This is a genomic window from Amycolatopsis pretoriensis, assembly GCF_900107925.1.
GTDB classification, from domain to species: domain Bacteria; phylum Actinomycetota; class Actinomycetes; order Mycobacteriales; family Pseudonocardiaceae; genus Amycolatopsis; species Amycolatopsis pretoriensis.
In genome coordinates this window covers 569,154-594,125 of record NZ_FNUJ01000007.1, presented here as the reverse complement: position 1 = coordinate 594,125, position 24,972 = coordinate 569,154, and the positions used below count along the sequence as shown (strand labels likewise).

At 73.3% G+C, this 24,972-nt stretch carries 31 protein-coding genes; 23 read left to right on the top strand and 8 right to left on the bottom strand.

Features of this window, described 5'->3' with window-relative positions; all coding sequences use genetic code 11:
• Window positions 1-86 precede the first annotated feature (86 nt).
• The 11 genes from BLV96_RS32675 to BLV96_RS32625 all read left to right on the top strand — a co-directional run bounded on the left by BLV96_RS32675 (window position 87) and on the right by BLV96_RS32625 (window position 6,958).
• On the top strand, window positions 87-824 hold the full coding sequence (locus BLV96_RS32675; protein WP_086674146.1) for a pyrimidine reductase family protein: 738 nt from the start codon (window positions 87-89) through the stop codon (window positions 822-824).
• Entirely contained in the window at window positions 821-1,375 is a 555-nt protein-coding gene (locus BLV96_RS32670; protein ID WP_086674145.1) for an RNA polymerase sigma factor, read from the top strand. Before BLV96_RS32675 ends, BLV96_RS32670 begins: the two co-directional genes overlap by 4 nt.
• Window positions 1,375-1,788: an Asp23/Gls24 family envelope stress response protein gene (locus tag BLV96_RS32665; RefSeq protein WP_086674144.1), complete on the top strand. Its 414-nt coding sequence runs from the start codon at window positions 1,375-1,377 to the stop codon at window positions 1,786-1,788. Before BLV96_RS32670 ends, BLV96_RS32665 begins: the two co-directional genes overlap by 1 nt.
• An 89-nt stretch (window positions 1,789-1,877) precedes the next feature.
• Window positions 1,878-2,315 (top strand): Asp23/Gls24 family envelope stress response protein, encoded by a 438-nt coding sequence (locus BLV96_RS32660; protein WP_086674143.1) that lies wholly within the window; start codon window positions 1,878-1,880, stop codon window positions 2,313-2,315.
• Window positions 2,312-2,542, top strand: coding sequence for a hypothetical protein (locus BLV96_RS32655; RefSeq protein ID WP_086674142.1), 231 nt, complete (start codon window positions 2,312-2,314; stop codon window positions 2,540-2,542). Before BLV96_RS32660 ends, BLV96_RS32655 begins: the two co-directional genes overlap by 4 nt.
• A gap of 34 nt (window positions 2,543-2,576) precedes the next feature.
• Entirely contained in the window at window positions 2,577-2,753 is a 177-nt protein-coding gene (locus BLV96_RS32650; protein WP_086674141.1) for a hypothetical protein, read from the top strand.
• Window positions 2,750-3,100, top strand: a complete 351-nt coding sequence (locus tag BLV96_RS32645) for an Asp23/Gls24 family envelope stress response protein (RefSeq protein ID WP_244180631.1) — start codon at window positions 2,750-2,752, stop codon at window positions 3,098-3,100. The genes BLV96_RS32650 and BLV96_RS32645 overlap by 4 nt, the downstream gene beginning before the upstream one ends.
• Window positions 3,101-3,102: 2 nt before the next feature.
• A complete protein-coding gene (locus tag BLV96_RS32640; protein WP_086674140.1) occupies window positions 3,103-3,639 on the top strand; it encodes a DUF6286 domain-containing protein in 537 nt (178 codons plus the stop codon).
• Entirely contained in the window at window positions 3,636-4,235 is a 600-nt protein-coding gene (locus tag BLV96_RS32635) for an Asp23/Gls24 family envelope stress response protein (protein WP_086674139.1), read from the top strand. The genes BLV96_RS32640 and BLV96_RS32635 overlap by 4 nt, the downstream gene beginning before the upstream one ends.
• A gap of 26 nt (window positions 4,236-4,261) precedes the next feature.
• Complete coding sequence (locus BLV96_RS32630; protein WP_086674138.1) at window positions 4,262-5,341, top strand: ATP-dependent DNA ligase; 1,080 nt, start codon at window positions 4,262-4,264, stop codon at window positions 5,339-5,341.
• A 69-nt stretch (window positions 5,342-5,410) separates the two neighbouring features.
• Entirely contained in the window at window positions 5,411-6,958 is a 1,548-nt protein-coding gene (locus BLV96_RS32625) for an alpha/beta hydrolase (RefSeq protein WP_086674137.1), read from the top strand.
• A 91-nt stretch (window positions 6,959-7,049) separates the two neighbouring features.
• On the opposite strand, the gene BLV96_RS32620 is transcribed toward BLV96_RS32625, so the two are convergent.
• Window positions 7,050-7,292 carry a DUF2630 family protein gene (locus tag BLV96_RS32620; RefSeq protein WP_086674136.1) on the bottom strand — a complete coding sequence of 81 codons (243 nt, stop codon included), beginning with the start codon at window positions 7,290-7,292 and terminating at the stop codon, window positions 7,050-7,052.
• An 86-nt stretch (window positions 7,293-7,378) separates the two neighbouring features.
• Here BLV96_RS32620 and trxA point away from each other — a divergent pair, with 86 nt between their 5' ends.
• A complete protein-coding gene (trxA, locus tag BLV96_RS32615) occupies window positions 7,379-7,750 on the top strand; it encodes a thioredoxin (protein ID WP_086674135.1) in 372 nt (123 codons plus the stop codon).
• 49 nt (window positions 7,751-7,799) lie between these two features.
• Here the strand turns inward: trxA and BLV96_RS32610 are convergent, their stop codons facing one another.
• Together BLV96_RS32610 and pruA are read right to left on the bottom strand one after the other, a co-directional pair.
• Complete coding sequence (locus BLV96_RS32610) at window positions 7,800-8,729, bottom strand: proline dehydrogenase family protein (protein ID WP_086674134.1); 930 nt, start codon at window positions 8,727-8,729, stop codon at window positions 7,800-7,802.
• A 14-nt stretch (window positions 8,730-8,743) separates the two neighbouring features.
• Window positions 8,744-10,372, bottom strand: coding sequence for an L-glutamate gamma-semialdehyde dehydrogenase (gene pruA, locus BLV96_RS32605; protein WP_086674133.1), 1,629 nt, complete (start codon window positions 10,370-10,372; stop codon window positions 8,744-8,746).
• A gap of 113 nt (window positions 10,373-10,485) precedes the next feature.
• Between pruA and BLV96_RS32600 the strand changes: the two genes are divergently transcribed.
• Both BLV96_RS32600 and BLV96_RS32595 read left to right on the top strand, forming a co-directional pair.
• Window positions 10,486-12,039 carry a PucR family transcriptional regulator gene (locus BLV96_RS32600; protein WP_086674162.1) on the top strand — a complete coding sequence of 518 codons (1,554 nt, stop codon included), beginning with the start codon at window positions 10,486-10,488 and terminating at the stop codon, window positions 12,037-12,039.
• Window positions 12,040-12,069: 30 nt separating this feature from the next.
• Window positions 12,070-12,726, top strand: coding sequence for a maleylpyruvate isomerase N-terminal domain-containing protein (locus BLV96_RS32595; RefSeq protein WP_086674132.1), 657 nt, complete (start codon window positions 12,070-12,072; stop codon window positions 12,724-12,726).
• 205 nt (window positions 12,727-12,931) lie between these two features.
• On the opposite strand, the gene BLV96_RS32590 is transcribed toward BLV96_RS32595, so the two are convergent.
• Both BLV96_RS32590 and BLV96_RS32585 read right to left on the bottom strand, forming a co-directional pair.
• Window positions 12,932-13,897, bottom strand: coding sequence for an LLM class flavin-dependent oxidoreductase (locus BLV96_RS32590; RefSeq protein WP_208608377.1), 966 nt, complete (start codon window positions 13,895-13,897; stop codon window positions 12,932-12,934).
• Window positions 13,898-13,945: 48 nt separating this feature from the next.
• Complete coding sequence (locus BLV96_RS32585) at window positions 13,946-14,338, bottom strand: DUF6221 family protein (protein ID WP_086674130.1); 393 nt, start codon at window positions 14,336-14,338, stop codon at window positions 13,946-13,948.
• A 327-nt stretch (window positions 14,339-14,665) separates the two neighbouring features.
• Between BLV96_RS32585 and BLV96_RS32580 the strand changes: the two genes are divergently transcribed.
• Window positions 14,666-15,280, top strand: a complete 615-nt coding sequence (locus tag BLV96_RS32580) for a hypothetical protein (protein WP_086674129.1) — start codon at window positions 14,666-14,668, stop codon at window positions 15,278-15,280.
• A 4-nt stretch (window positions 15,281-15,284) separates the two neighbouring features.
• Here BLV96_RS32580 and BLV96_RS32575 read toward each other — a convergent pair whose 3' ends face one another.
• A complete protein-coding gene (locus tag BLV96_RS32575; RefSeq protein ID WP_086674128.1) occupies window positions 15,285-16,304 on the bottom strand; it encodes a DNA polymerase domain-containing protein in 1,020 nt (339 codons plus the stop codon).
• Window positions 16,305-16,425: 121 nt separating this feature from the next.
• On the opposite strand from BLV96_RS32575, the gene BLV96_RS32570 reads away from it, so the two are divergent.
• The 8 genes from BLV96_RS32570 (at window position 16,426) to BLV96_RS32535 (ending at window position 22,777) form a co-directional block, all read left to right on the top strand.
• A complete protein-coding gene (locus tag BLV96_RS32570) occupies window positions 16,426-17,139 on the top strand; it encodes a TVP38/TMEM64 family protein (protein ID WP_244180629.1) in 714 nt (237 codons plus the stop codon).
• A gap of 114 nt (window positions 17,140-17,253) precedes the next feature.
• Window positions 17,254-18,852 (top strand): serine/threonine-protein kinase, encoded by a 1,599-nt coding sequence (locus BLV96_RS32565; protein WP_244180627.1) that lies wholly within the window; start codon window positions 17,254-17,256, stop codon window positions 18,850-18,852.
• A 68-nt stretch (window positions 18,853-18,920) separates the two neighbouring features.
• Window positions 18,921-19,226 carry an aminotransferase class IV gene (locus BLV96_RS32560; RefSeq protein ID WP_208608376.1) on the top strand — a complete coding sequence of 102 codons (306 nt, stop codon included), beginning with the start codon at window positions 18,921-18,923 and terminating at the stop codon, window positions 19,224-19,226.
• Window positions 19,227-19,245: 19 nt separating this feature from the next.
• Complete coding sequence (msrB, locus tag BLV96_RS32555) at window positions 19,246-19,668, top strand: peptide-methionine (R)-S-oxide reductase MsrB (RefSeq protein ID WP_086674125.1); 423 nt, start codon at window positions 19,246-19,248, stop codon at window positions 19,666-19,668.
• A gap of 74 nt (window positions 19,669-19,742) precedes the next feature.
• A complete protein-coding gene (locus BLV96_RS32550; RefSeq protein WP_091389828.1) occupies window positions 19,743-20,825 on the top strand; it encodes a TIGR04222 domain-containing membrane protein in 1,083 nt (360 codons plus the stop codon).
• A complete protein-coding gene (locus BLV96_RS32545) occupies window positions 20,735-21,649 on the top strand; it encodes a TIGR04222 domain-containing membrane protein (RefSeq protein ID WP_086685310.1) in 915 nt (304 codons plus the stop codon). The genes BLV96_RS32550 and BLV96_RS32545 overlap by 91 nt, the downstream gene beginning before the upstream one ends.
• The gene (locus tag BLV96_RS32540; RefSeq protein ID WP_086685308.1) at window positions 21,642-22,442 is read left to right on the top strand and encodes an MbnB/TglH/ChrH family RiPP precursor modification enzyme; all 801 of its coding nucleotides are present in this window, start codon (window positions 21,642-21,644) and stop codon (window positions 22,440-22,442) included. Before BLV96_RS32545 ends, BLV96_RS32540 begins: the two co-directional genes overlap by 8 nt.
• Complete coding sequence (locus BLV96_RS32535; protein WP_086685305.1) at window positions 22,439-22,777, top strand: SCO6045 C-terminal-like domain-containing protein; 339 nt, start codon at window positions 22,439-22,441, stop codon at window positions 22,775-22,777. The genes BLV96_RS32540 and BLV96_RS32535 overlap by 4 nt, the downstream gene beginning before the upstream one ends.
• A gap of 158 nt (window positions 22,778-22,935) precedes the next feature.
• Here BLV96_RS32535 and BLV96_RS32530 read toward each other — a convergent pair whose 3' ends face one another.
• A complete protein-coding gene (locus tag BLV96_RS32530; protein ID WP_091389825.1) occupies window positions 22,936-24,276 on the bottom strand; it encodes a CoA transferase in 1,341 nt (446 codons plus the stop codon).
• Window positions 24,276-24,968 carry a hydrogen peroxide-dependent heme synthase gene (gene hemQ, locus BLV96_RS32525; RefSeq protein WP_086676774.1) on the bottom strand — a complete coding sequence of 231 codons (693 nt, stop codon included), beginning with the start codon at window positions 24,966-24,968 and terminating at the stop codon, window positions 24,276-24,278. Before hemQ ends, BLV96_RS32530 begins: the two co-directional genes overlap by 1 nt.
• Window positions 24,969-24,972 lie beyond the last annotated feature (4 nt).

Here is a 24,972-nt window from a genome sequence, read left to right as displayed (position 1 = left end):
GCAGAGCCTAACGGCGTCGCGCGACCCGGCGGGCGCCGATGTCCCCCGGTCGAGACGCACTTCACGCCCGTGCTGGGATTGTCGGCGTGCGGAGCGTGTGGCCCTCTTCGACGGGCGAACTGACCGGGGTCGACCTCGAGGCGATCTACGCCTACCCGGCGGACCTCGACCGCCCGTGGGTGCAGGTCAACTTCGTCGCGTCCGCCGACGGCGCGGTCGAGGTCGACACGACCTCCGCCGGCCTGTCGCACGCCGCCGACCGCAAGGTCTTCCTGCTCGGGCGCGACCTCGCCGACGTCATCCTGGTCGGCGCCGGCACCGCCCGCGCCGAGGACTACCGCGGGGTCGTCGCAGGCCCGAAACGCCTCGAACGCCGTCGCCGGCTCGGTTTCGAGACCGTCCCGCCGATCGCCGTCGTGACGCGCACCGCGGACCTCGACCCCGCGTCCCGGCTGTTCACCGAGACCGTCGTCCCCCCGATCGTGGTGACCACGGAGACCGCCAGGACCTGGCCGCTGGAGGCCGCCGGAGCGGAGATCCTGCGCGCCGGGGACACCGAAGTCGACGTCCGGCGTGCGCTGGACCTGCTCGCCGCGCGCGGGTTGCGCCGCGTCGCGTGCGAAGGCGGGTCGCGGCTGTTCGCGCAGCTGGTCGAAGCCGATCTGGTCGACCAGCTGTGCCTCACCGTCGCGCCGCTGCTCGTGGCCGGTCCCGCCGCGCGGATCGCCGCGGGGCCGGTCGCCGTCCCGCGCCGGCTCGCGCTGGCATCGATCCTGGTCGAGGACGGCTTCACGCTCCTGCGCTACCGCCGGGACGCCGGGTGAGCGACGACGCCGACCTGGTCACCAAGGCCGCGACCGGCGACGACACCGCGTTCGGCGCGCTCGTGCGGCGGCACACGCCCCGGATGTACCGCGTCGCGCTGCGGATCACCGGCAGCGCGGCCGAGGCCGAGGACGTCGTGCAGGACTCGTGGCTCGCCGCGTGGCGCGCCCTGCCCGCCTTCCGGCACGAGTCCGCGGTGTCGACGTGGCTCTACCGCGTGGTCACCAACAGCGCCCTCGCGCTGCTGCGCCGCCGCCGTCCCACGGTCTCGCTCGACGAGCCCGCCGATCGGTCCACAGTGGACACCGCGCTGCTCGCCGCCGCGGTCCCCGGTCCCGAAGGCCGGGTCGTGCGGGCCGAGGAGGTCGACGCGGTGCTGCGCGCGATCGGCCGGCTGGAGGTCTCGCAGCGAGTGCCGCTGGTGCTGCGCGAACTGGAGGGGCTGAGCTACGAAGAGGTCGCCGAAGTGCTCGATGTGAACGTCGGCGCCTTGCGTTCCCGGCTGCACCGGGCCAGGGTGGCGCTGCTCGCCGAGTTGAGGGAGCGGTGATGGCCGAGCAGTCCGACCCCGAGCGGGACCCCCGCTGGGACGCCGTGCGCCGGGCGGCCGCACGCCGGGTGCCGACCCCGCCCGGCCTGGTCGAACGGGTGCTGCGGGCCGTCGCGCGCGGCCGCCGCACCGCCGTCGAGGTGCCCGGCGACGACGGCGACCTGCGGGTCGCCGAAACCGTCGTCACGCGGCTGGCCACGGCGATCGCCGGCGAGCGGGCGCCGGCCGGGGTGCGGGTTTCGGCGGTCGCGGTCGAGGACGACGCCGTGCAGGTGCTCGTGTCGGTCCGCTTCGGCGTGGCCGCCGACGAAGCCGCCGAAGCGCTGCGGCGCGAGGTCACCGCGGAGCTGGCTCGCCAGCTCGGGACCGAAGCGACGGTGAACGTGCACGTCGTGGACGTCCACCGGGACTGACATACCCCCGATCGGGTGAGTTTGCGTGAGGTTTGCGCGCCCGCGGGCATCGTACGGGCGAGAGACCGCCGCGAGAGGAGCCCGCACGCATGCACCCGGAACGGACCGAAAGCCCCGGCACGGTGACCCCGCTCAACGAGGAGGGCGCCGCCGGCCGCACCACGATCTCCTCACTGGTCGTGCAGAAGGTCGCCGGCCTGGCCGCCCGCGAAGTCGCCGGGGTGCACGCCCTCGGTGGCGGCGGGGTGTCGCGCGCGATCGGCGCGCTGCGCGAACGCATCCCGGGCTCCGGCACGGTGAGCACCACCGGCGTCGCGGTGGAGGTCGGTGAGAAGCAGACGGCGATCGACCTCGACGTGATCGTCGAGTACGGCGCGCGGATCGGCGACGTCGCCCGCGCGGTGCGGCGCAACGTGATCACCGCGGTCGAGCAGATCACCGGCCTCGAGGTGATCGAGGTGAACATCGCCGTCAACGACATCCACCTGCCCGGCGAGGAAGAAGCCGAATCGACGCGGGTGGAATGACCGGGGGCGACCGGGACGGCCGCGCGGCCTTCCGGGAGTTCGTGCGCACCCACCACCCCGACGTCGGCGGCGACCCGGCGGTGTTCGCGGAAGGGCTCGCCCGGTTCCGCGCCGGGAAGTCCGAAGTGGACTCCCGCTACGACGCTCCGGTGAGCTTCGCCGCCCGCCGGCGCGGGGTCGCCGCGCTCCTCGCCCGCTTCCGCCGCCGGCCACCCCGGGTGCGCTGAAGCTTCCGCACAACGGACCGTCCAAGGAGGACATGTGAACGCAACGCAGACCGGGCTCCTGGCCGGGCTGATCCTCGGCCTCGCCGCGTCCCAGGGGTTCACCGCGTTCCTGGTGACCCTGGCCGTCGGCATCATCGGCCTGGTCGCCGGCCGGGTCCTCGACGGCGAGCTCGACCTCGGCGAGCTCTTCGGCAAGGGCCGCGACAAGTGAGCCGCGTCCTGGACGTGCCGCGCGAGCTCGCCGAACCGGCCGAGCGCGGCACGCTCACCGTCGGGCACGCCGTGGTGCGCAAGGTCGCCCAGCACGCCGCCGACCAGGTGCCCGGCACTTCGAGCGACGCCAAGAAGGGCGCCAAGGCGAAGGTCGGCGGCCTCGACAACGACGTCGACCTCGCCCTCGACCTGGCCCTGCAGTACCCGGCGCCGGTGCGGACCGTCGTCGGTGCCGTGCGCGAGAAGGTCACGGAAGAGGTCGAGCTGCTCACCGGCTACCACGTCCGGACGCTGGCCGTGACGGTGTCCGCGCTGCGGCCCGCGGTGGCGCCGAGGGTGCGGTAGCCGTGCGCCCGTTCGTCCGCCTCCTCTCGGCCCTGCTCGGGCTGGCCGTCGCCGCCGCCGGGGCGCTGCTCGCCCTGGAAGTCGGCTGGCACTGGTGGCGCCCGGCTTCGGGCCCGCTGCTGGTGCCGTGGCCGCGTTGGCAGGCGCAGCTCGCGGCGCTGGGCTGGGACGCCTACGCGGTGCGCGTCGGCGCCGGCGTGCTCGCCGCCGCGGGCCTGGTCCTGCTGCTGTGTGCGCTGGCAGCCGGCAACCGCGCGGTCCGGCTCACCGACCCGGCCGGCGAGGTGAGCGTCTCGACGTCGCCGCGCTCGCTGGCCCGGCTGGTCGGGCTCACCGTGCGCGCGCAGGACAACGTCGCCGGCGCGACGGTCACCGCGAGCGCCCGCCGCGTCCGCGTCCGCGCGAAGAGCACTCTCGAATCCGAAGGCGAGCTGCGGCCGCGGCTGCTCGAAACCGTGGCCGCGCTGCTCGACGAAGTCCCCCTCGCGCGCCGGCCGAAGGTGTCGGTCGTCGTCGACTCGCCGAAGGACCGCCGATGAGGAAGTCGATCGCCGCGAAGGCGCTTTCCCGGTCGTACTCGGGCGAACGCACGTGGGTCTTCCTGGTCGGGCTGCTGGCGCTGCTCGGCGGGGCGCTGGCCCTCGTCGTCGGCTTCGGCCTGCTCGGCGAGTTCCGCGGGCGCCGCCCGCTGCTCGACCCGATGGCGCTCGGCTGGCTCGGCGGCCACGCCACGCCCGCCCGGGCCGCCGCCATCGTGCTCGGGATCCTGCTGGTCGTGTTCGGCCTGCGCGGCACGCTGCGCTCACTGCGCCCCGAGCCGCGGCCCGATCTGGACCTCGACCGCACGGAAGGCGCCGAGCTGGTGGTCACCGCCGCGGCGATCTCCGGCGCGGTCCAGGCCGACGCCGAACAGCTCGGCGGCGTGAGCCGCGCCCGGGTCCGCGCCGTCGGCTCGCGGACGTCTCCCGCGTTGCGCATCACCCTGTGGCTGCACGAGGGCACCGACCTCAAGGGCGTCTGGGAAGACCTGGACGGCCGCGTGCTGACCAGGGCCCGGGAGTCGCTCGGCCTCGACGTCCTGCCCACGGCCGTCCGCCTGGAACTCGACACGAGCGCGGCGAAACGCGTGCGCTGAACCGCGTCTTTCCGCAGAATGCCCGCATGCCCCTACCGCTGCAGCCGCCGCTGAAGCCGATGCTCGCCAAGCCCGCGAAGGCCATCCCGGACTCCGGGGGCCTGCTGTTCGAACCGAAGTGGGACGGCTTCCGCTGCATCGTCTTCAAGGACGGCGACGAGCTGTACCTGCAGTCGCGCGCGGAAAAGCCGTTGAACCGGTACTTCCCGGAGGCCGTCGCGCGGCTGCTGGAGACACTGCCGCCGCGGGTCGTGCTGGACGGCGAGCTCGTCGTCGCGCGCGGCGGCCGGCTGGACTTCGACGCCCTGACCGAGCGCATCCACCCCGCCGAAAGCCGGATCACGCTCCTGGCGGCCGAGCAGCCCGCCGAGTTCGTCGCCTTCGACGTCCTCGCCCTCGACGACGAATCCCTCCTCGACGAGCCCACGTCGGTGCGTCGCGAGCGGCTCGCCGAGCTGGCCGGCGACCGGTTCCCGCTCACCCCGGCGACCACCGACCCGGACACCGCGCGGCACTGGTTCGAGCTCTTCGAGGGCGCGGGCCTCGACGGCGTCATCGGCAAGCCCCTCGACGAGCCGTACACACCCGGCAAGCGCGTGATGGTCAAGTACAAGCACCTGCGCACCGCGGACTGCGTCCTCGCCGGCCTGCGCTGGCACGTCGACGGCGGCCCCGGTGAACTCGTCGGGTCGTTCCTGCTCGGCCTGCACGACGAAAAGGGCGTGCTGCACCACGTCGGCACGGTGGGGTCGTTCCCGAAGGAGCGCCGCCGCGAACTCGCCGAGGAGCTGGCGCCGCTGGTCACCGACGGCGAAGACCACCCGTGGGGCGGCCGCGCGACCGGCGAGGCCCAGCGGATCCCCGGCGGGGTCACGCGCTGGCGCGCCACCGAACACGAATGGGTGCCGCTGCGACCCGAGCGCGTCGTCGAAGTGGCCTACGAGAACACCGAAGGCGGGATGCCGTCGCGCTTCCGGCACAACGCGCGGTTCAAGCGCTGGCGCCCCGACCGCGAACCCGCGTCGTGCGACTACAGCCAGCTCGAGGAGCCCGCCCGCTACGACCTCGACGCCGTGTTCCGCGGCCAGGTCGTGCGGACCCGCTAACCCGCGTCCCACACCGGGCGTGCGAAGCTCGGCAGTACCCTGCCTGTGATCTACGTGAGGACCTCGCCCGTGCGCCGCCGCCGTACCCGTCTCCTGGTCGCGCTGCTCGCCCTGGCCTCCGCGGCGGGCTGCGCCGCGGGGCCGTCGGTCCGCCCGGCGCTGGTCGAAAACGACGGGAAGACGACGCCCGCGTCGCCCACCGGCACCCCGCCGGTGCCGCTGCCGCCGCTGGCCGAGCCGCAGTCGCCGTCGCTGCGGTGGGCCGACTGCGACGACGACACCCGGCAGCGGATCGGCACCCCGCCGGTGCCGGACAGCCTGCACTTCACCTGCGCCCGGGTCACCACGCCGCTCGACGCGCCCGGCGAGGCGCGCCGGTCGGTGGTGCGGCTGCTGGCGCTGAAAGCCGGCACCGGGCCGATCCCGCTGGTCGTGGTCAACGACGTCGACGGTGAACCGGGCACGGTCTACGCCGCGCGGCTGGCCGCGACGCTGCCGCCGGCGTTCCTGGCGAAGTTCTCGCTGATCGGCCTGGACCGGCGCGGCACCGGGCTTTCGGCGCCCGTCCAGTGCGTGCCGCCGGACATCCGGCACGACCTGATCGACGCCGACCCGGGGCAGGGCGACCTGCAGGACGTGCTGGACGCGGCGCGCAAGGCCGGTCAGCAGTGCGCGATCGAGCTGGACGACTCCCAGACGGCGCTGGACAGCTGGCGCGGCGCCGGCGACCTGGAGGAGCTGCGCAAGGCGCTGGGTTCGGACCGGCTCAACGCGCTCGGCCGCGGCGACGGCTCGAAGCTGCTGTCGGAGTACGCGGTGCGCTTCCCCGGCCAGGTCGGCCGGATGGTGCTCGACGGCGTCCCCGACCCGGGCCCGGACACCGCGGCGGTGCTGGACGCGGTCGCGGCCGGCGCGCAGACGACGCTGGACGCGTTCGCCGCGGACTGCGCGGCCCGCAAGTGCGCCCTCGGCGACCCGAAGGCGGCTCTGACGGCGCTCACCGACCAGCTGCGGGTCTCGCCCCCGATGACCGAGGACGCCGTCGGGTTCGGGCCGGGAGTGGCGATGTACGCGGTCTATTCGGGGCTTTCGCAGCGTTCGCGCTGGCCGGAGCTGGCCGACGCGATCGCGGCGGCTCGCGGCGGCAACATCACGGCGCTGGCGGCGTTCGCGTCGCCGGTGCTGCACGACACGCGCGCACAGCCGTCCCGCCTCGACGCGACGATCGCGACCCGCTGCAACGACAGCCAGACCCGGCTTTCGGCCGACCAGCTGGACCAGGTGGCGGCGGGGATGCGGACGAAGTACCCGCAGTTCGGCACGGTCGTCGCCCAGCAGCTGGCGTGGTGCGGGCCGTGGCCGGTCCGCACGGAACCGCTGCCCCCGGCGGGCGCGACGGGAGCCCCGCCGATCCTGGTGACGGCGACGGCGGCGGACCCGGTGACCCCGCAGGTGGGCAGCACCCGGGCGGCGGACCAGATGCCGACGGCGGTGACGCTCACGTGGCAGGGCGCGGGCCACGGCGCGGTGGGCACGTCCCCGTGCGTCACGGAGGCGGCGCGGGCGTTCCTGGTGGACGGCAAGGTCCCGGCCGACGGCACCCTCTGCCCCGCCTGACCCCGGCGCGCTGAAGGGCACTTTCGTCGCATGTGACGCGCTGAAGGGCACCTTCCTCTCACCACACGTGAGGAAGGTGCCCTTCAGCCGGTCACTGGCGGTAGGACTCCACCTCGGAAACCGGGCGGGCCTGCGCGTCGTCCGGGTTCTCGTGGAACTCCGACTTCGCGCGGCGCTGGCGGAGCAGGTCCCAGCACTGGTCGAGCTGCTGCTCGACCGAGGTGAGGCGGTCCTTGTCGCCGCCGCTCAGCCCCACGCCGACCGAGCGCGACCGGAGTTCGTGCTCCTCCGCGATCAGCTCGTCGATCCGGCCCAGGATTTCGCCGTCGGCCATCCTTGTCCTCCTCTTCACGGGTGCTCGGGTGCAGACGCTACCCCGGCTCCGGGAATTCCCGCCGCGTCCACGTCGTTGACCAGGGCATGAGCACCGTTGAGCTGACTGCCGAGAACTTCGACCAGACGGTTAACGACCACGAGTTCGTCCTGATCGACTTCTGGGCGAGCTGGTGCGGGCCGTGCCGCCAGTTCGCGCCGGTCTACGAGAAGGCCTCCGAGAAGCACGACGACATCGTCTTCGCGAGCGTCGACACCGAAGCGCAGCAGCAGCTCGCGGCCGCCTTCGACGTCCGCTCCATCCCGACGTTGGCCATCATCCGAGACAAGACGCTGATCTACGCCCAGCCCGGCGCGCTGCCCGAGCCCGCCCTCGAAGAGCTCATCAAGCAGGCTCGCGAGGTCGACATGGACGAGGTCAAGCGCAAGGCCGCCGAAGCCGAGGCCGAAAAGGCCTGACCACCACCACACGACGAAGGCCGCCCCGCGGGGCGGCCTTCGTCGTGTTTCAGGAACGGGTCGCGAGCCCGCGCAGGAAGAACGCCAGGTTCGCCGGCCGCTCGGCCAGCCGCCGCATGAAGTAGCCGTACCACTCGTCGCCGTAGGGCACGTAGACGCGCATGCGCGAGCCCGAAGCCGCGATCCGCGCCTGCTCCTCCGGCCGGATGCCGTAGAGCATCTGGAACTCGTGGTCGTCGTCCTTGCGGCCGTTTTCGTCGGCGAGCGCGGCGGCGATCTCGATCATCCGCGGGTCGTGCGAAGCGACCATCGGATACCCGGAACCCGCCATCAGGACGCGCAGGCAGCGGACGTAGGACTTGTCCACTTCGGACTTCTCCTGGAACGCCACGGACTCCGGCTCGGCGTACGCGCCCTTGCACAGCCGGACCCGGGAACCCGGACCCGACAACGCGCGGCAGTCCGCCTCGGTGCGGTGCAGGTACGCCTGCAGCACCGCGCCCACCCACGGGTACTCGCCGCGCAGCTCGCGCAGGATGCCGAGCGTCGAGTCCGTGGTGGTGTGGTCCTCCATGTCGAGCGTCACGGTGGCGCCGACCGCCTCGGCCGCCGCGCAGATCTTCCGCGCGTTTTCCAGGGCGACGTCCTCGCCGTTCGACGGCAGGAACTGGCCCACCGCCGACAGCTTCACCGAGACGTCCGCTCCCTCGGCCAGGCCTTCCGCGGCGAGCGCGGTCAACACGGCTTCGTAGGCCGCCACGGTCGACGCGGCCTGCGCGGCGTCGGTCGTGTCCTCGCCGAGGTGGTCGAGGGTGGTCCGCCGGCCGTCCGCGGCCAGTTCCCGGGCCACGCGGACGGCGTCGGCGGTCTCGGACCCGGCCACGAACCGGCGCACCACGGACCGCGTGGCGGGCACGGCTTCGACGAGCGCCCGGATCTTCCGGGAGCGGGCGGCGGCGAGCAACGGGGCACGCAGCATGACGGACCTCCCTCTCAGCCCTGGTGCGGGTAACGGACGCCGGTCGGCGGCACGAAGGTCTCCTTCACCGAGCGCGGGCTGGTCCAGCGCTGCAGGTTGAAGATCGACCCGGCCTTGTCGTTGGTACCGGACGCCCGTGCCCCGCCGAACGGCTGCTGGCCGACGACCGCACCGGTCGGCTTGTCGTTGACGTAGAAGTTGCCGGCGGCGAACCGCAGCGCTTCGGACGCCTTCGCCACGGCCGTGCGGTCGTTGGCGATGATCGCGCCGGTCAGCGCGTACGCGGCCGTCTCGTCGACGAGCTTCAGCACGGCGTCGAAGTCGCCGTCCTCGTAGACGTGCACCGACAGGATCGGGCCGAAGTACTCGGTCGAGAAGATCTCGTGCTTCGGGTTGTCCGACACGAGGATCGTCGGCTTGACGAAGTAGCCGACGCTGTCGTCGGCGGTGCCACCGGTGAGGACCTCGACCGAGGCGTCGTTCTGCACGCTCTCGAAGAGGTTGGTGTGCTTCGCGAACGCCCGCGCGTCGATGACCGCGCCGCCGAAGTGCGACAGGTCGGTGACGTCGCCGTAGGACAACGCCTCGGTCTCGGAGACCAGCCCGTCCTTCAGCTTCGTCCACAGGCTGCGCGGGACGTAGGCGCGCGAAGCGGCGGAGCACTTCTGGCCCTGGTACTCGAAGGCGCCGCGGACCATGGCGGTGCGCAGGACGTCGACGTCGGCCGACGGGTGCGCGACGATGAAGTCCTTGCCGCCGGTCTCGCCGACCAGCCGCGGGTAGCCGCGGTAGCCCGCGATGTTCGCGCCGACCGTGGCCCACAGGTGCTGGAACGTCGGGGTCGAGCCGGTGAAGTGGATGCCGGCCAGGTCGCGGTGGGTCAGGGCGACCTCGGAGACGGCCTTGCCGTCGCCCGGCAGCAGGTTGATGACGCCCGGCGGCATCCCGGCCTCTTCGAGCAGCCGCATGGTCAGGTGCGCGGCGAACGACTGCGTCGGCGACGGCTTCCACAGGACCGTGTTGCCCATCAGCGCGGGCGCGGTCGGCAGGTTGCCGGCGATCGCGGTGAAGTTGAACGGGGTGATCGCGTAGACGAAGCCCTCCAGCGGGCGGTGCTCCATCCGGTTCCACACGCCCGGCGAGCTGACCGGCTGCTCGGTGAGGACGCGGCGGCCGAACTCGACGTTGAAGCGCCAGAAGTCGGCGAGCTCGCAGGCGGAGTCGATTTCCGCCTGGGTCGCGGTCTTGGACTGGCCGAGCATCGTGGCGGCGTTGAGAGTGGCGCGCCACGGGCCGGTCAGCAGGTCGGCCGCGCGCAGCAGGATGGCGGCGCGGTCGTCGTAGGACAGCGCGCGCCACTCCGGGGCGGCCTTCGCGGCGGCCGCGATGGCGTCGGTCGTGTCCTGCTGGGTCGCGCTGTGGATGGTGCCCAGCACGTGCCGGTGGTTGTGCGGCTGGACGACGTCGATCTTCTCGCCGCCGCCGGGGCGCTGCTCGCCGCCGACGGTGACCGTCAGGTCGACCGGTTCCGCCTGGCCCAGCCGCTTGAGCGCACCCTCGAGTTCGGCGCGCTCAGCGCTGCCCGGCGCGTAGGTGAGCACCGGCTCGTTCTTCGGGGCGGGGGTCTGGGTCACGGCGTCCACGGCGGCTCCTCTGCCTTTCCTCTACGTCCTTGATGCCCCGAACGGTAACTCCGGACACGTCGTAGCGGCTTGTTCCAACGGCTAAAATCGATGGGGTGACCTTGGCCGATCGGATAACCTCCCTGCGCCACGTGCTGGCGACCCTCGGCGAGCCGCTGGTCGAGGTGGTCGTGGCGCCGCACGGGCTGGGGGTCCCGGTCACCGACGTCGTGATCCTCGACCCCGAAGACCCTCTGGAAGCCTCCCCCGGCGACCTGGTGCTGGTCATCGGCGCACGCGGCCGGGCGGCGGCCCCGGCGATCCGCGCGGCCGGACGCGGCGGGGCGGCCGCGGTGGCGGTCAAGGGCGCGACCGGCGCCGACGTCGCCGCCGACGCGGGGGTCGCGCTGCTGACGGTCGGCGCCGAGGCGCGGTGGGAACAGGTCGAGTCGCTGGCCCGCGGCGTCGTCGAGGCGGCGCGCGCGGGCGGCGAAGCGGCCAGCGGCGAGGTCCTCGGCGACCTGTTCGCCCTGGCCCAGACCATCGCGTCGCTCACCGGCGGCCTGGTCAGCATCGAGGACACCGCGAACCGCGTCCTCGCGTATTCGCGGGCGGGCGACGAGGTCGACGAGCTGCGGCGGCTGTCGATCCTCGGCCGCGAAGGCCCGGAACGCTACCTCGCGATGCTTCGCGAATGGGGCGTCTACCAGCGGCTTCGCGCCGGTGAGGGGATCGTCCGCATCGACGAGCGGCCCGAGCTGGGCATCCGCCGCCGCATCGCGGCCGGCATCCACGCGGGCAAGCAGCCGCTCGGCACGATCTGGGTCCAGGAGGGCGCGCAGCCGCTCACCGAACGCGCCGAGACGGCCCTGCTCGGCGCCAGCCGAGCCCTGGCGCCGCAGTTGATCCGCGCCCGCACGCTGCCGAGCCCGGAACTGCGGCTGCGGGAGGACCTCCTCGCGAGCCTGCTGGAAGGGCGCCTCGACGCGGAGTCCGTCGCGGACGACATCGGCGCGGACCCCGCGCGACCGGCCCAGGTGCTCGCGTTTTCCTTGGAGCGCTCGGGCAACAGGCAACTGCGGCGCGCCGAGCTGGTGCACCTGATCGCCGTGCACACGGCGGCCTACCGGCGCAGCGCGCTGGTGAGCGTGATCGGCGGCCGCGTCTACGCGCTGCTGCCGGACCTGCCCGAGCACTCGGACGCGGCGGTGCTGGCCCTGGCGCGCGAGATCACCGGCACCGCGCGCCGCCACCTGGACGTCCCGGTCCGGGCGGCGCTGGGCGGCGTCGTACCGCGCCTGTCCGACGCGGCGGCGTCCCGCGGTGACGCCGACCGCGTCCTGGCGGCGATGGCCCGCGGGCACTGGGCCGCCGACGTCGCCTCGCTGGCCGACGTCCGCGCGGAGGTGCTGCTGTCGGAGGTGCTGGCGTACCTGGGTTCGCAGCCCCGCATCCGCGACCCGCGGCTGGTTGCGCTCGTGGAGCACGACACCGAGCACGGCGGCATCCTGGTCCCGGCGGTCCTGGCCTGGCTGGACGCGTTCGGCGACGTCCGCGCGGCCGCCCGGGTCCTCAACATCCACCCGAACACGGTCCGCTACCGCGTCCGGCGGGCGGCCGAAGTGTCCGGAGTGGACTTCGCCGACCCGGCCCAGCGCATCCTCACTCAGCTGCAACTGCGGCTCTAAATCGCTGGCGCCCGCTGTTAGCTTGGCCTGGTGCACCTCTTCACACGTACGTGGGCGGCGCTGCACGCCGCGATCACGGCCCTGCCCGAAGCGGACTTCGCGAAGCCGTCGGGGTGCCGGGGGTGGCTGGTGCGGGACCTGCTCTGCCACCTGATCATCAACGCCCAGGACGTGCTGATCACCCTGGTCACCCCGGCGGACACAGAGCCGACCCGCGATGCGATCACGTACTGGACGGTGACGGACGAGCCCCCGACCGGCGAAGCCCCGGAGGACGCGGTGACCGTCCGCCTGGCCGCGGCGTACGAGGACCCAGCCCTGCTGCGGGGCCACCTCGACGACGTCGGCTCGGCCGCCGGCCGCGCGGCGGAGCTGGCGGATCTCCGGATGCGGGTGAGCACGCAGGACATGGTCCTCACCGTGGACGACTTCCTCCTGGTCTACGTCCTGGAGTGGACGTTGCACCACCTGGACCTGATCGCCCACGTGCCGACCGTCGCGGGCCCACCCGCCGAGGGACTGGCGCGCACGCGGGAGATGCTGGAGAAGATCACCGGAGCGGTCTTCCCGGCGTCGTTCTCGGACACGGACGTGCTGCTGGTGGCGACGGGCCGCCGTACACCGACCGGGGCAGAGACGGCCGCGCTGGGTGACCTGGCCGCGCGGCTGCCGTTCGTGCTCGGGTGAGGCAGGGCGCCCTGGGTCACCCGGCTGCCTGCTCGGGCACGCGGTCGGTCACGAGCACGACGCCGTCGAGCACCCCGCAATCGCTGTGGGCGGCGACAAACGGCTCGAGGCCGACCCGGCAGTCACCCGGAAACGGTATCGCCGGAGCCCGGAATCGCACCAGCGGTAATTCTCCGACGCGATATCCGGCTACCGGGAAATCGGCTCACACAAGAACGGGAAGAGCGGCCAGCCGGGCGAGGGAATCGAGCCGCGCGGATTGGTCGTACGCGGCTGTCGTCACCAAAACCTCGTCGGCGCCCGCGGCGTCGATCAATGCGCCGAGGCGGTCCTCGACTTCGGCCGCGGTGCCGGAAATCTGGCTGTCGAGGGTCTCCTCGAGACGCTTGCGCTCGCGGTCGGTCATCGGCAGCGCCAGGACTTCCGAGGGCGGCGACAGCGGCGGGAAGACGCCGTGGGAGCGCGAATACACCGTCGCCCAGGCCTCCGACACGAGCAGGCGCCGCGCGTCGGCGGCCGAGTCCGCGACCGCGATCGCCGACGACACCACGACGTACGGCTCGCTCGCCCACGCGGACGGCCGGAAGCCGTCCCGGTAGCGCGTCACGGCCTCGGCGAGCGCGCGTTCGCCGCGGACGGGCGCGATCACCAGCGGCAGCCCGAGTTCGGCGGCGAGGTCCGCGCCGGAACCGGTGGCCAGCAGGAACGGCGGCACGCGCAGTCCCTCGGCCGGGTAGGCGTGGACGCCGGGGTGCTCGCCCGCGAAGAAGCCGAGCAGCTCGCGCACCTGCGCACCGAAGTGGCCGGCGGCTTCCTTGCCGTGGCCGAGTGCCTCCCGGACGCCGGCGGTGAAGCCGACCGAACGGCCGAGACCCATGTCGATCCGCCCGGGGAACAGCGCTTCGAGCACCCCGAACTGCTCGGCGACGACCAGCGGCCGGTGGTTCGGCAGCATGACGCCGCCGGTGCCGACCCGGATCCGGCTGGTGGCACCCGCGACGGCGGCGGCCAGGACGGTCGGCGCGGACCCGGCGACCCCGGGCACGCCGTGGTGTTCGGAGACCCAGAACCGGTGGTAGCCCAGCCGTTCGACGTCGGCGGCGAAGGCGACGGTGTCCCGCAGCGCTCGCGCGATCCCGCCGTCCCGCCGCACGGGCGAGCGATCGAGCACGGAAAGCTTCACGCCGGGTGCAACGCCCGGCGCGCGGCGGGATTCCCGTCAGGGCCGCCAGCGCTCGCTGTACTCCGGGTGGTCGCCGTAGGGCAGGGCCAGCAGGCGCAGGGTGAGGCACCAGTTGGAGCCGGCCTCGTCGGCGGGGACGTGGCAGGTCTCACACCAGTATTCGCTGCCGTAGAGCGGAAAACCGGGCACCTTCTCCGACACCGTGGTCCGGTGGGCGAGCAGGATCCGCCGCGTGGCTTCGATCTCGTTGATCATCTGGTTGACGACGTCGAGCTCGAGGTCGGTCAGCCCGCGGATCTTCTGCTCCACGGCGACCTTGGTCTCGCCGCGGTTCATCGCCTCGCCGGCCTTCGCCTTGTTGACGGCCTGCATGATCAACGCCTGCCGCGCGCCGACGCGCGCGGCGAGGAATGCGATCAGGTCGTCCACGAAGGGCCTCCCTCGAACTCGCCCCAGGACATGTCGTCGAGGAGTCGTCGATTCGGGACCGCACGTTACGCCGTTCGAGGCGGTGGTCGAGACCACACAGACGGCCGTGCGGGATTTGTGACCCGAAAGGCGACAGCGGGCAGCGGGATGATCACTCCGCGTTTTCCGCGGCGACGTTCCGATTGCTTTCCCGCTTCCGGAAGTGGCGCGCGGCACGGATGTGGCCGTGATTACACGCGGTCCCGATCGAGGGAATCCCGGCGCCGGTGAGTAACAGCGAACCCGGCCGCGGCGTCTGTCCCGGGCACAAGACCCCCGGAGGCAGCCATGACCGTTCCCGTTCCGCCGGTGCCGCACCTCCCGCCGGTCCCCGAGCCGCCGAAGCGCCGGAAGTGGCCGTGGGTGGTCGGCGCCGCGCTCGTGGTCCCCGCGCTCGCGGCGGGCATCGTGCTGGCGATCGCGGTGGGCAAGGCGTCTTCGAGCCCGTGCCTGGACAAGTCCCAGGAGGTCCCGTGCGTCGGCCCCGGCGGGAGCTGGGTGTCCGCCGACGGCGCCGTCCGGCCCCGCGACGCCGCCGCGCCCGCCACGACCAGCCCCTCGATCCCGGCCCTCGCCGCACCGACCACCACCGAGCCCGCCCTGCCCGAACCCACGGCGAAGGACTACTCCGTCGACCTGGCGGTCGTTTCCAAGCAGTGCTTCGGCTCGGCCGGGTGCAACGTCGTCGTCGAGCCGAAGCTGAACGCCCTCGGCGCGAGCACCCTGCTCTGGGAGTGCGACCTCACCTACAGCATCTCGGGCGACAGCTCCGGCGAGCTGATCGAGACCGCCTACGCGCAGGGCGGCACGTCCTACCGCGTCGACCGCACGGTGATGAGCACCAAGAACACCAAGGTCGTGCCCAAGGCGACCGTCACCTCGGTGAGCTGCCGCAAGCCGTGACGCTTCAGGCCTCCGGCCGCGCCTTGCTCGGCTGGACCCGCTTCGGCTCCCCCGGCATCTTCGGGTAGTCCGGCGGGTACGGCATGTCCCCCAGCCCGTGGTCGGCCAGGTCCCGCTCGTACCACTCCAGCGCCGTCTCCAGGCCGAACGCCTCGGCGTCCATCCCCGCGTGCAGGTCGCCGTGGGCCTGGAGGAACGCCGGGATCGTCAGCACGTCGAAGTCGTCCGCGTCGACCTCGGGCAGCAGGTCCCACGTCAGCGGCGTCGACACCGTCGCCCGCGGGGTGCCGCGGACCGACCAGCTCGACGCCACCGTGCGGTCGCGCGCCGCCTGGTTGTAGTCCAGGAACACGCGCCCCCCGCGCTCCTCCTTCCACCACGCGATCGTCGCCTTCTCCGGGATGCGCCGGGACACCTCGCGGCCCAGCGCGATCACCGCGTGGCGGACCTGGACGAAGTCCCACTCGGGGCGGATCCGGACCAGCACGTGGACCCCGCGGCCGCCGGACGTCTTCGGGTAGCTCGTCAGGCCCGCGTCCGCCAGCACCTCGCGGACCACCAGCGCCACCTCGACCGCGTCCGCGAAGCCGGCCCGGTCCGGCGGGTCGACGTCGATGCGCAGCTCGTCCGGGTGGTCGACCTCGGGACGGCGGACCGGCCACGGGTGGAAGTCGAACGTCCCCAGGTTGGCCGCCCACGCGAACACCGCAGGCTCGGTCGGGCACACCTCGGCGGCCTTGCGCCCCGAGGGGAAGGTGATCTCGGCGGTCTCCAGCCACTCGGGGGCGCCCTTGGGGACGCGCTTGGCGTAGAACCACTCGCCCTCGACGCCGTCGACGTACCGCTTCAGCGTCGTCGGCCGCTCACCGATCGCGCGCAGCAGCGGCGCGCCGACCGTGATGTAGTGCTCGACGACCTGGCGCTTGGTGATGCCGCGCTGGGGGAAGTACACCTTGTCCGGGCTCGAGACGCGGACGGTGCGCCCGCCCACCTCGTACTCGACCGGGTCACCGTGCTTGGGCATGCGGCCACGCTAGCGGTGATCGCGCACCGGAGCGCCCGCGAACGTGCCGGAGCTTTCACGTGAAAGCTCCGCCCCCAGGTGGGCACTTTCACGTGAAAGTGCCGTCTGTAGGCTGGAGCGGGTGTCCGGCCGCACCAAATTGATCGTCGCTCTCGCCGTCGTCGCCCTCTTCGTGGCCGCCGCGGTGGTGCTGCCGATCCCCGGCCCTGCCCAGCTCCGTGCCTGGGCCGCCGCGACCGGGCCCGCCACCCCGCTCGTGCTCTTCGCCGCCTACTCGGTGCTCACCGTCGCGCCGATCCCGCGGACCGTCTTCAACCTGGCCGCCGGGCTGCTGGTCGGCACCGCCGCCGGGATCGCGATCGGCCTCGTCGCCACCACCGTCGCGGCCGGGCTCTCCTTCGGGCTGGCCCGGCTGCTCGGCCGGGACCTGGTCACCCGCCACCTGCACCGGTCGGCCGTGCGGACCGTCAACGACCGGCTCTCCGGCGGCGGCGTCCTCGCGATCACGTCGCTGCGGCTGATCCCGGTCGTGCCGTTCGCCCCCTTCAGCTACCTCTGCGGGGTGTCCTCGGTGCGGCTCCTCCCCTACCTGGCCGGTACTCTCCTCGGCAGCGTGCCCGGCACCGTCGCCGTGGTCGTCCTCGGCGACGCCCTCACCGGCGACACGCCGCCGGCGCTGCTCGCCTGCTACGGCGTGTTCGCGCTGGCCGGGGCGATCGGGCTGGTCAAGGTGTTCAAGAAGCGGGCACCGGCCGAACCGGGCCCGCCGGACCTGCTGGCTGACGCGAACAGCACAGGGCCGACCGCTACACTCGATCGGGTGCGCGAAGCGTAAACGCGCTGAGCAGGGCCACCATCACCGGGAATTTCGTCAGGAGCAGCCGCCATCGACACCGGTCAGCTGATCGCGGGGCACTACCGCCTCGTCGAGCACATTGGTAGCGGTGCCATGGGAGTCGTGTGGCGCGCGACCGACGTGCGCCTCGAGCGCACCGTCGCGATCAAGCAGATCCTCCCGCAGCCGGGCGTCTCCGAGACCGAACGCGACAACATGCGCCAGCGCGCGATGCGCGAGGCGAAGAACGCCGCCCGGTTCCAGCACCCGAACGCGATCGTCGTGTTCGACATCGCCGAGCACAACGGCGACCCGTGCCTGGTGATGGAGTACCTCGACGGGCCCAGCCTCTCGACGATCCTGTCCGAGGAGGGCACGCTCCCGCTCGGCCGGGTCGCCCGGCTCGGCGAGCAGGTCGCGTCCGCGCTGGTGGCCGCCCACCGCGCCGGGATCGTCCACCGCGACGTCAAGCCCGGCAACATCCTCATCGACGAGACCGGCACCGCGAAGATCACCGACTTCGGCATCTCGCGCGCCGCCGGCGACATGACGCTCACCGCCACCGGACTGATCGGCGGCACCCCCGCCTACCTCGCGCCCGAGCTGGCCCGCGGCGCCGACCCGGTGCCCAGCTCCGACGTCTTCGCCCTCGGCGCGACCCTCTACCAGGCGATCGAGGGCACCACGCCGTACGGCAACACGACCAACCAGCTCGCGCTGCTCTACGCGGCGGCGAACGGCCAGATCAACCCGCCGGTGCAGGCGGGCGCGGCCACCGCGCTGCTGATGAGCCTGCTGCGCAGCGAGCCGGGCGAGCGGCCCAGCATGGCCGAGGCGCGTGAGCGGCTGGCCGCGCTGGCCCGCACCGAGCCGGGCGGCATGTCGGCGTCGCCGCCGCTGCTCTCGGGCGGCGCGGGCCGCAAGCCCGCCGCGCCCGCCGACGGCGGGGAGCGCCCGCCCTGGCAGCGCACCGACCAGAAGGCGCCGTCGTCGCCGCCGGTCGGCACGCCGATGCCGGCGAACAAGGCGGCGTCGAACCCGCCGCGCCCGACCGCGGCGTTCATGCCGATGCGGTCGCCGGCCGCACCGCCGAACACGCCGCCCAGACCGATGCCCGCGGCCGCGCCGACGGCCAGGGCGCCCCAGTACTCGTCGAACCCGCCGAAGGCGGACAACAAGCGCAAGTACGCGCTGCTCGCCGGGGGCGGCGCCGCGGTCGTCGTGGTCGCGGTGATCGTCTTCCTCGTGCTGAACTCGAGCGGCGGCGGGGGCGGGAACAACCAGGCGGGCCCGACGACCCCCAAGGCGCCGGTGACCGTCGAAACCACGCCGAAGTCGCCGTCCACCTCGGCGCCCTCGACGGCCAACGTGGCCTCGAACGGGAAGGTCGAGTGGGGTCCGGCGGGCAACAAGGTCATCGACTTCTACAAGAGCGTCGGCAATCCCGCGGCGGCGTGGGCGCTGCTCACCCCCGACGCACAGGCCGTGTACGGGAGCCAGGACCAGTTCGCGTCGTACTGGGAGCAACACCCCCTCAGCAGTTACGGCGGCGCCAGCGCCTACAAGCGGGCGAACGAGCAGGACGGCTCGGTCGTGATCCAGATCAACCTCGTCCTGAAGGGCGGCGGATCCGTGCAGAACACGGTCCGTGTCCTCGACGCCGGTGGCGGCCAGCTGATGATCGCCGGCGAGACCCGGCTTCCCCAGACGTAGCCCGCCGGGTACTGAGACTTAACGCGCCGCTGGTGGGTTCGCGGGCACCGATGGCCTACCGTGGTGGTATGGCCGACGACGGAGCTGCGCTGCCGGGCCAGAATCCTCGCTTCCACGAGGACCTGGTCGGCCTGGACCCGTACGACCCGGAGGCGCTCGCGTTCGCCGAGCACCTCGACCGGATGGAACGCTCCGGCCCCAACTTCACCATCGAGGCCGCGCTGGACGGCGTGGCCGACTTCGCCGACTCCAGCAACCGGCTCGGCGGGCTGCGCTACTGGGTGTCGGCCCTCATCGTCGTGCTCATCGTGCTCGGCGTGATCGTGGCCGCATGGGACATCGTCGTGCACGCCCTCGCGTGGCTCGCGGCGTAACGTGGAACGGGTGAAAGGTATGAAACCCGTGGTCGGCGCGACCCCGCGCGTCGTGAAGTCCGAGCAGGAGTGGCGGGCGCAGCTCAGCCCCGACGAGTACGCCGTGCTGCGCCAGGCGGGGACCGAACGGCCCTTCACCGGCGAGTACACCGACACGAAGAGCACCGGCGTCTACGAGTGCCGCGCGTGCGGTGCCGAGCTCTTCCGCAGCGACACGAAGTTCGAGAGCCACTGCGGCTGGCCGTCGTTCTTCGACCCGGCCGACTCCGACGCCGTGCTGCTGCGCGAGGACCGCACGATGGGCATGAAGCGGATCGAGGTGCTCTGCGGCTCCTGCCACAGCCACCTCGGGCACGTCTTCGAGGGCGAGGGCTACCCGACCCCGACCGACCAGCGGTACTGCATCAACTCGATTTCGCTGAAATTGGTACCTGAGTCCTAAATCTCTCTTAAGCCGACAACCTGCCGCCCTTCCTCGAACGTAGTCTCCGCACACGGACGAGGGAGGGCGGACTCATGACCGACACCTGGGGCATTCCCGGACCGGCGTTCGCGGGCCTCTACCTGGGGCTGCTGCTCCTGCTGGCGCTGTCCGCCGCGATCCGGCTGGCGCTCCTGCGGCGGGGCCGCGCGGGCGGAGCGCCGGAAGGACCCGAAGAGCTGGCGGTGCTGACCGGCGGGCGGCGGCGCTTCGGCGAGTACGTCGTCGCCACCCTGCTGGACGAGCAGGTCGTCCGGCTGGCGGGCAACGGCTGGCTGAGCCGCGTCAAGGGCACCACGGCCGGCACCGTGGGCCGCGAAGCAGTGAGCCGGATCGGCAAGCACGGCACCTCGCTCGAGCGGGTGTGCGATGCCGCCGCCGAGCACGGGACCGCACTCGAGCTCGAGGCCGCGCTGATCGGCCGCGGGCTGCTCACCGACCCGCGGAAGGTGCGCTCGACCTGGGTCGCCACCGCGGTGGCGTACTGGCTCGCGCTCGTCCTCGGCGTGGTCCGGCTGATCGCCGGGTCGAGCACCGGGCACCCGGTGGGGATCCTGCTGGGCCTGCTCGCGGTCGGCACCGCCGTCGCGATCGCCGTCACCGTGAAGGCCCGTAACCGGCCGTCGGTGATGGCCACCGCCGCGGGCACGGCGGCTGCCGAAGCGGCCCGCCGGGCCGGAACGCTCACGACCGATTCGGCCGGGACGGTCGCGGCGCACGGGTTCGGCGGTCACCCCGACAAAGACATCCGGCGGGCCGCCACCCAGGCCGCCGCTCAGGCCGCGCGGCACTCGGCCGCGCGGGCGCACAGCCGCCGCACCCGCTTGGCCGGCGCCGGCGGCGGGGCCGCCGTCGGCTATTGGGGCGGCAGCTCGTGCGGCGGTGGCAGCGGCAGCTCCTGCGGTGGCGGCGGCGGGGGCGGCTGCGGCGGAGGGGGTGGCGGCGGGGCTGCGGCGGTTGAAACGCCGACGCGACCAGCCGCGTCTCACAGCTACGGTAACCGCAACTCACTGAGGGGAGACGGGCGATGGACGACCCGTGGGGCATCTCCGGACCGGATTTCGTGGTCTTCTACATCGGACTGCTCGTCGCCGTGCTGCTGGTCCGGGTCGTCGTGACCGGGGTCGTCGCGAGCCGCGCGCTGCGGGCGAACACCGAGCGGCCCGGGCCGCCGCCGACCGTCTACCAGCTCGCGTTCCTCGCGGGCGGCCCCGACCGGGCCGCCGACGCGGCGATCGCGGCGCTGGTGGAGCGCGGCCAGGTGCGCGTCAACAGCTACAAGCAGATCAGCCAGGCCGGCGCCCGGCCGGCCGAGCCGCTGGAGCAGGCCGTCTTCGACGCGGCACAGCTGAAGACGACGTCGACGATCCGGGCGTACGTCCGCGGGTCGGCGGCGATGCGGGCGCTGGAGGACGGCCTCGACCAGCGGGGTCTGCTGGCGTCGGCGGCCGCGAAGCGCCAGTCCCGGACGTTCGGGCTCTTCCTGCAGCTGGCCGTGCTGGTGCTCGGCGTGGTGCGGCTGGTCAACGGCCTCTCGCTGGGCCGCCCGGTCGGGATCCTGGTGTTCCTGGTGCTGGTCGCGGCCGTGCTGACCATCATCGCGGCGGTTCGCCGGTCCAAGACCGGGGCGCGGCAGCCCTCGGCCGCGGGGCACCGCGTGCTCGGGCAGGCCCGGTCCGCGTCGAGCGGCCCGCTGCCGGCGGGGATGCTGGCGGGCGGCGTGCTGCTCGGCGGCGCCGCGGCGGCGGTCGCGCTCGGCGGCTGGGCGATGTACCCGGACGAGGAGCTGAGCGCGGCGCTGACCCCGCCGGTGACGTCGTTCGGCGGCGGCGGTTCGTCCGGCGGGTCGTCGTGCAGCAGCGGGTCGTCCTGCTCGAGCTCGTCGTGCAGCAGCGGCTCGTCGTGTGGTTCGTCGTGCGGCGGGGGTGGGTGCGGTGGGTGAGCTCGGCATCGGGATCGGCTGGCGCCACGAGCTGGACCTGTCGATCGCCCGGCTGCCCGGCGTCGACTGGGTCGAGGTGGTCGCCGAGAACCTGCACGCCGACCACCTCCCGGAGACGCTCGTGGCCCTGCGCCGGCGCGGGATGCCGGTGCTGCCGCACGCGGTTTCGCTGTCGCTGGGCGGCGCCGAGCCGCTCGACACCGGACGCGTCCAGCACCTCGCGGAGATCGCGCGGGCGCTGGACGCGCCGCTGGTCAGCGACCACGTGTGCTTCGTCCGCGCGGGCGGGCTCGACTCGGGCCACCTGATGCCGCTCCCCCGCACCCGCGAGGCGCTGGACGTGCTGGTGGCGAACGTCCGGCTCGCGCAGTCCATTGTGGACGCACCTTTCGCGCTGGAGAACATCGCGGCGGTGCTGGACTGGCCGGACCACGAGCTGACCGAAGAGCAGTTCCTCACCGAGCTGACCGAGCGCACGGACTGCCGGCTGATCATCGACGTCGCGAACCTGTACGCGAACGCGCGCAACATCGGCACGGACCCGGTGAAGTTCCTGGACGGGATCCCGTGGGAGCGTCTGGCGTACGTGCACATGGCGGGCGGCATCGAGCGCGACGGCGTCTACCACGACACGCACGCGCACCCGGTGCTGCCGGAGGTCCTGGCGCTGCTGACGGAGCTGCGAAGCCGGACGGACCCGCCGGGAGTGCTGCTGGAGCGCGACGACGACTACCCGACGGACGACGAGCTGACCGCGGAGCTGGCGGCGTTGCGTGCGGCGGTGACGGCGTGAGCCGCGCGGACCTGGCGGCGCGGCAGGCGGAACTGCTGCGGGCGCTGCTGGCGTCCGGCCCACCACCGGCGGGCTTCGACGCCTCGCGGCTGCGGGTGGAGGCGTCGGTGTTGCGGCGCAAGCACGGGCGTGTGCTGGCGTACCAGCGGCCCGAGCTGGCGGAGGCGCTCGGGGAGCGGTTCGGGCCGTTGTTCGCGGAGTTCAACTCGGCCCGGCCGAAGCGGGACACCGAGCGCTCGGGGGCGTACGCGGACGAGTTCGTGACGTGGCTGATCGCGGGAGGGCATCTGCCGAAACCAAGGCGGGGCCTGGTGTCCCGCCTCCGGCGCCGCTAGTCCACAGGCACGCCGGCTTGTGGACAGCTGAGGCCGACTCGGCGATTCCGTCGGGCCCCGCCGGTAAACTGGATGCGGGGGCACCCCCGGGAAGGGCGGGCCGCGCCCGGCCGGCGGCTAGCAGGGGCAGGCCGGCAGCCAGGGGGTCAGGCCGCCGGCTAAGGGGTCCAGGTCGGTTTGTCGACTCCCGGCAGCCGCGTCCCGAAGTCCCAGTGCGGCTCCGCTCCCGGGAGCCCACCGGCCATCCGGACCCGCGTCAACCGGCCGTAGCCGCTGTCGGCTTCCTCCAGCAAGTCCCCGAATTCCACGGAAGCACCTGCAGGATCCTTGCGGCCCAGCGAATCCAGCCACCGGCCCGTCCCGGCCAGGGACAGCCGGACCCGCCAGGTCCCGCCGTCCGTCACCTGCCGGCGCAACGCCGTCATGATCGCCGCCGCGGCGAGCCAGCCCGTCGCGTGGTCCAGGGCCTGGACCGGCAGCGGCGATGGCCCCTCCGCCGAGTAGGCGATGCCGTTCGCCATTTGGACCACGCTGTCGAACCCGCGCCGGCGCCGCCACGGGCCTTCCCAGCCGTACGCGCTCAAGTCCGCGATCACCAGTCCGGGCCGCAGCGAAGCCAGCTCCGAAACACCGAAGCCGATCCGCTCCAGCGCGCCCGGGCGGAACGACTGGAGCAGCACGTCCGCGCGGCTGATCAGCTTCTTCAGCCGCGCGCGGCCGCCCTCGGTGTCCAGCGCCACGAACGTCGAGCGCTTGCCCTGGTTCGTGTCGCGCACCAGCGCCTCGACCCGCGGGAGGTGCGCCGCGCCGACGTGCAGGACGTCCGCGCCGTGCGCCGCCAGCACGCGGCCGGCCACCGGGCCCGCCAGCACGTGCGTCAGCTCCAGCACCCGCACCCCGCCCAGCGGCCGGTCCGAGTAGAACAACGCCCGCTTGGGGGCGTCGCCCACCGGCGACGCCGAAACCAGCGGCAGCGAAGAAACCGCTTGCCCCTGCGGGTGCGCCGCCCACTCCTCCGGCGACCGCAGCTCGGCGGCCGCTCCCCCGGCGGAGACGACCGCGTGCTCGATCTCGCGCGCGGGCCGCCCGGCGACCGCCTTCGCGACCGCGTCCCGGCTGCCCGGCACGCCGAGGCCCCAGCACACCGCCGCTTCGTGGCGCGGGTAGTTGCAGTGCAGGCGCACCCAGCCGTCGGCCGCGCGGTAGTTGCCCGACAGCGGCGCCCACATCGGCTCGGGGCCGACGCCGTCGACCCGCAGCAGCTGCTCGCTGTGGAACGCCGCCGCCGCGTGGCGCGTGTCCGCCGTGACGACGCCGGGGTCGATCTCACGCAGCTTCAGCAGCTCGCCGGCGGCCAGCGTCGCCGCGGCGATCGAAGCCGTCGCGGCCGCCGCGACCCGGTACGGGCCGGGCAGGACGTCCTCGGCGCCGGTCAGCTCGAAGGGTCCCGGCTTCGACTCGGTGAGGGCGTGCCAGACGCCCTCGACTGCGTCGCGCACTACGGCAGGGCCGCGACGAGCTCGGCGGGCGGCACGCGCGTGCCCGTGTAGAACGGGATCTCTTCGCGGACGTGCAGCCGCGCCTCGGTGCCGCGCAGGTGGCGCATCAGGTCGACGATCCGGTGCAGCTCGTCGGCCTCGAAGGCGAGGATCCACTCGTAGTCGCCCAGCGCGAACGACGCGACGGTGTTGGCGCGCACGTCCGGGTAGTCGCGGGCTTCCTTGCCGTGGTCGGCCAGCATCTTGCGGCGGTCGGCGTCCGGCAGCAGGTACCACTCGTAGGACCGCACGAACGGGTAGACGCAGATGAACTTGCGCGCCTCTTCGCCCGCGAGGAACGCGGGGACGTGGCTCTTGTTGAACTCGGCCGGCCGGTGCAGCGCGGTCTGGCTCCAGACCGGCGTCGACGCGCGGCCGAGCGGGGTCCGCCGGAAGCCGGAGTAGGCGGCCTGCACCTGCTCGATCTCCTCGGCGTGCCACCAGATCATGAAGTCGGCGTCGGCGCGCAGGCCCGAAAGGTCGTAGACCCCCCGGACAACGACGCCCTTGGCCTCGAGACCGTCGAGGTACTCGGTCGTCTCGCGCCCGGCCGCCCCGCGGTCCTCACCCAGCCGGCCGGGTTCGATCCGGAAGACCGACCAGGTGGTGTAGCGGATGGTGTCGTTGAGCTCGTTGTAGTTGACCCGCGCCATGCTT

What these genes read in the sequence shown, in the direction of transcription:
- BLV96_RS32565 (WP_244180627.1), top strand. Translation starts at nt 17,254, where the DNA reads ATGGGAGTCGTGTGGCGCGCGACCGACGTGCGCCTCGAGCGCACCGTC.
- BLV96_RS32660 (WP_086674143.1), top strand. Translation starts at nt 1,878, where the DNA reads ATGCACCCGGAACGGACCGAAAGCCCCGGCACGGTGACCCCGCTCAAC.
- BLV96_RS32550 (WP_091389828.1), top strand. Translation starts at nt 19,743, where the DNA reads ATGACCGACACCTGGGGCATTCCCGGACCGGCGTTCGCGGGCCTCTAC.
- BLV96_RS32665 (WP_086674144.1), top strand. Translation starts at nt 1,375, where the DNA reads ATGGCCGAGCAGTCCGACCCCGAGCGGGACCCCCGCTGGGACGCCGTG.
- BLV96_RS32635 (WP_086674139.1), top strand. Translation starts at nt 3,636, where the DNA reads ATGAGGAAGTCGATCGCCGCGAAGGCGCTTTCCCGGTCGTACTCGGGC.
- hemQ (WP_086676774.1), bottom strand. Translation starts at nt 24,968, where the DNA reads ATGGCGCGGGTCAACTACAACGAGCTCAACGACACCATCCGCTACACC.
- BLV96_RS32560 (WP_208608376.1), top strand. Translation starts at nt 18,921, where the DNA reads ATGGCCGACGACGGAGCTGCGCTGCCGGGCCAGAATCCTCGCTTCCAC.
- BLV96_RS32580 (WP_086674129.1), top strand. Translation starts at nt 14,666, where the DNA reads ATGACCGTTCCCGTTCCGCCGGTGCCGCACCTCCCGCCGGTCCCCGAG.
- BLV96_RS32620 (WP_086674136.1), bottom strand. Translation starts at nt 7,292, where the DNA reads ATGGCCGACGGCGAAATCCTGGGCCGGATCGACGAGCTGATCGCGGAG.
- BLV96_RS32630 (WP_086674138.1), top strand. Translation starts at nt 4,262, where the DNA reads ATGCCCCTACCGCTGCAGCCGCCGCTGAAGCCGATGCTCGCCAAGCCC.
- BLV96_RS32655 (WP_086674142.1), top strand. Translation starts at nt 2,312, where the DNA reads ATGACCGGGGGCGACCGGGACGGCCGCGCGGCCTTCCGGGAGTTCGTG.
- BLV96_RS32545 (WP_086685310.1), top strand. Translation starts at nt 20,735, where the DNA reads ATGGACGACCCGTGGGGCATCTCCGGACCGGATTTCGTGGTCTTCTAC.
- trxA (WP_086674135.1), top strand. Translation starts at nt 7,379, where the DNA reads ATGAGCACCGTTGAGCTGACTGCCGAGAACTTCGACCAGACGGTTAAC.
- msrB (WP_086674125.1), top strand. Translation starts at nt 19,246, where the DNA reads ATGAAACCCGTGGTCGGCGCGACCCCGCGCGTCGTGAAGTCCGAGCAG.
- BLV96_RS32575 (WP_086674128.1), bottom strand. Translation starts at nt 16,304, where the DNA reads ATGCCCAAGCACGGTGACCCGGTCGAGTACGAGGTGGGCGGGCGCACC.
- BLV96_RS32610 (WP_086674134.1), bottom strand. Translation starts at nt 8,729, where the DNA reads ATGCTGCGTGCCCCGTTGCTCGCCGCCGCCCGCTCCCGGAAGATCCGG.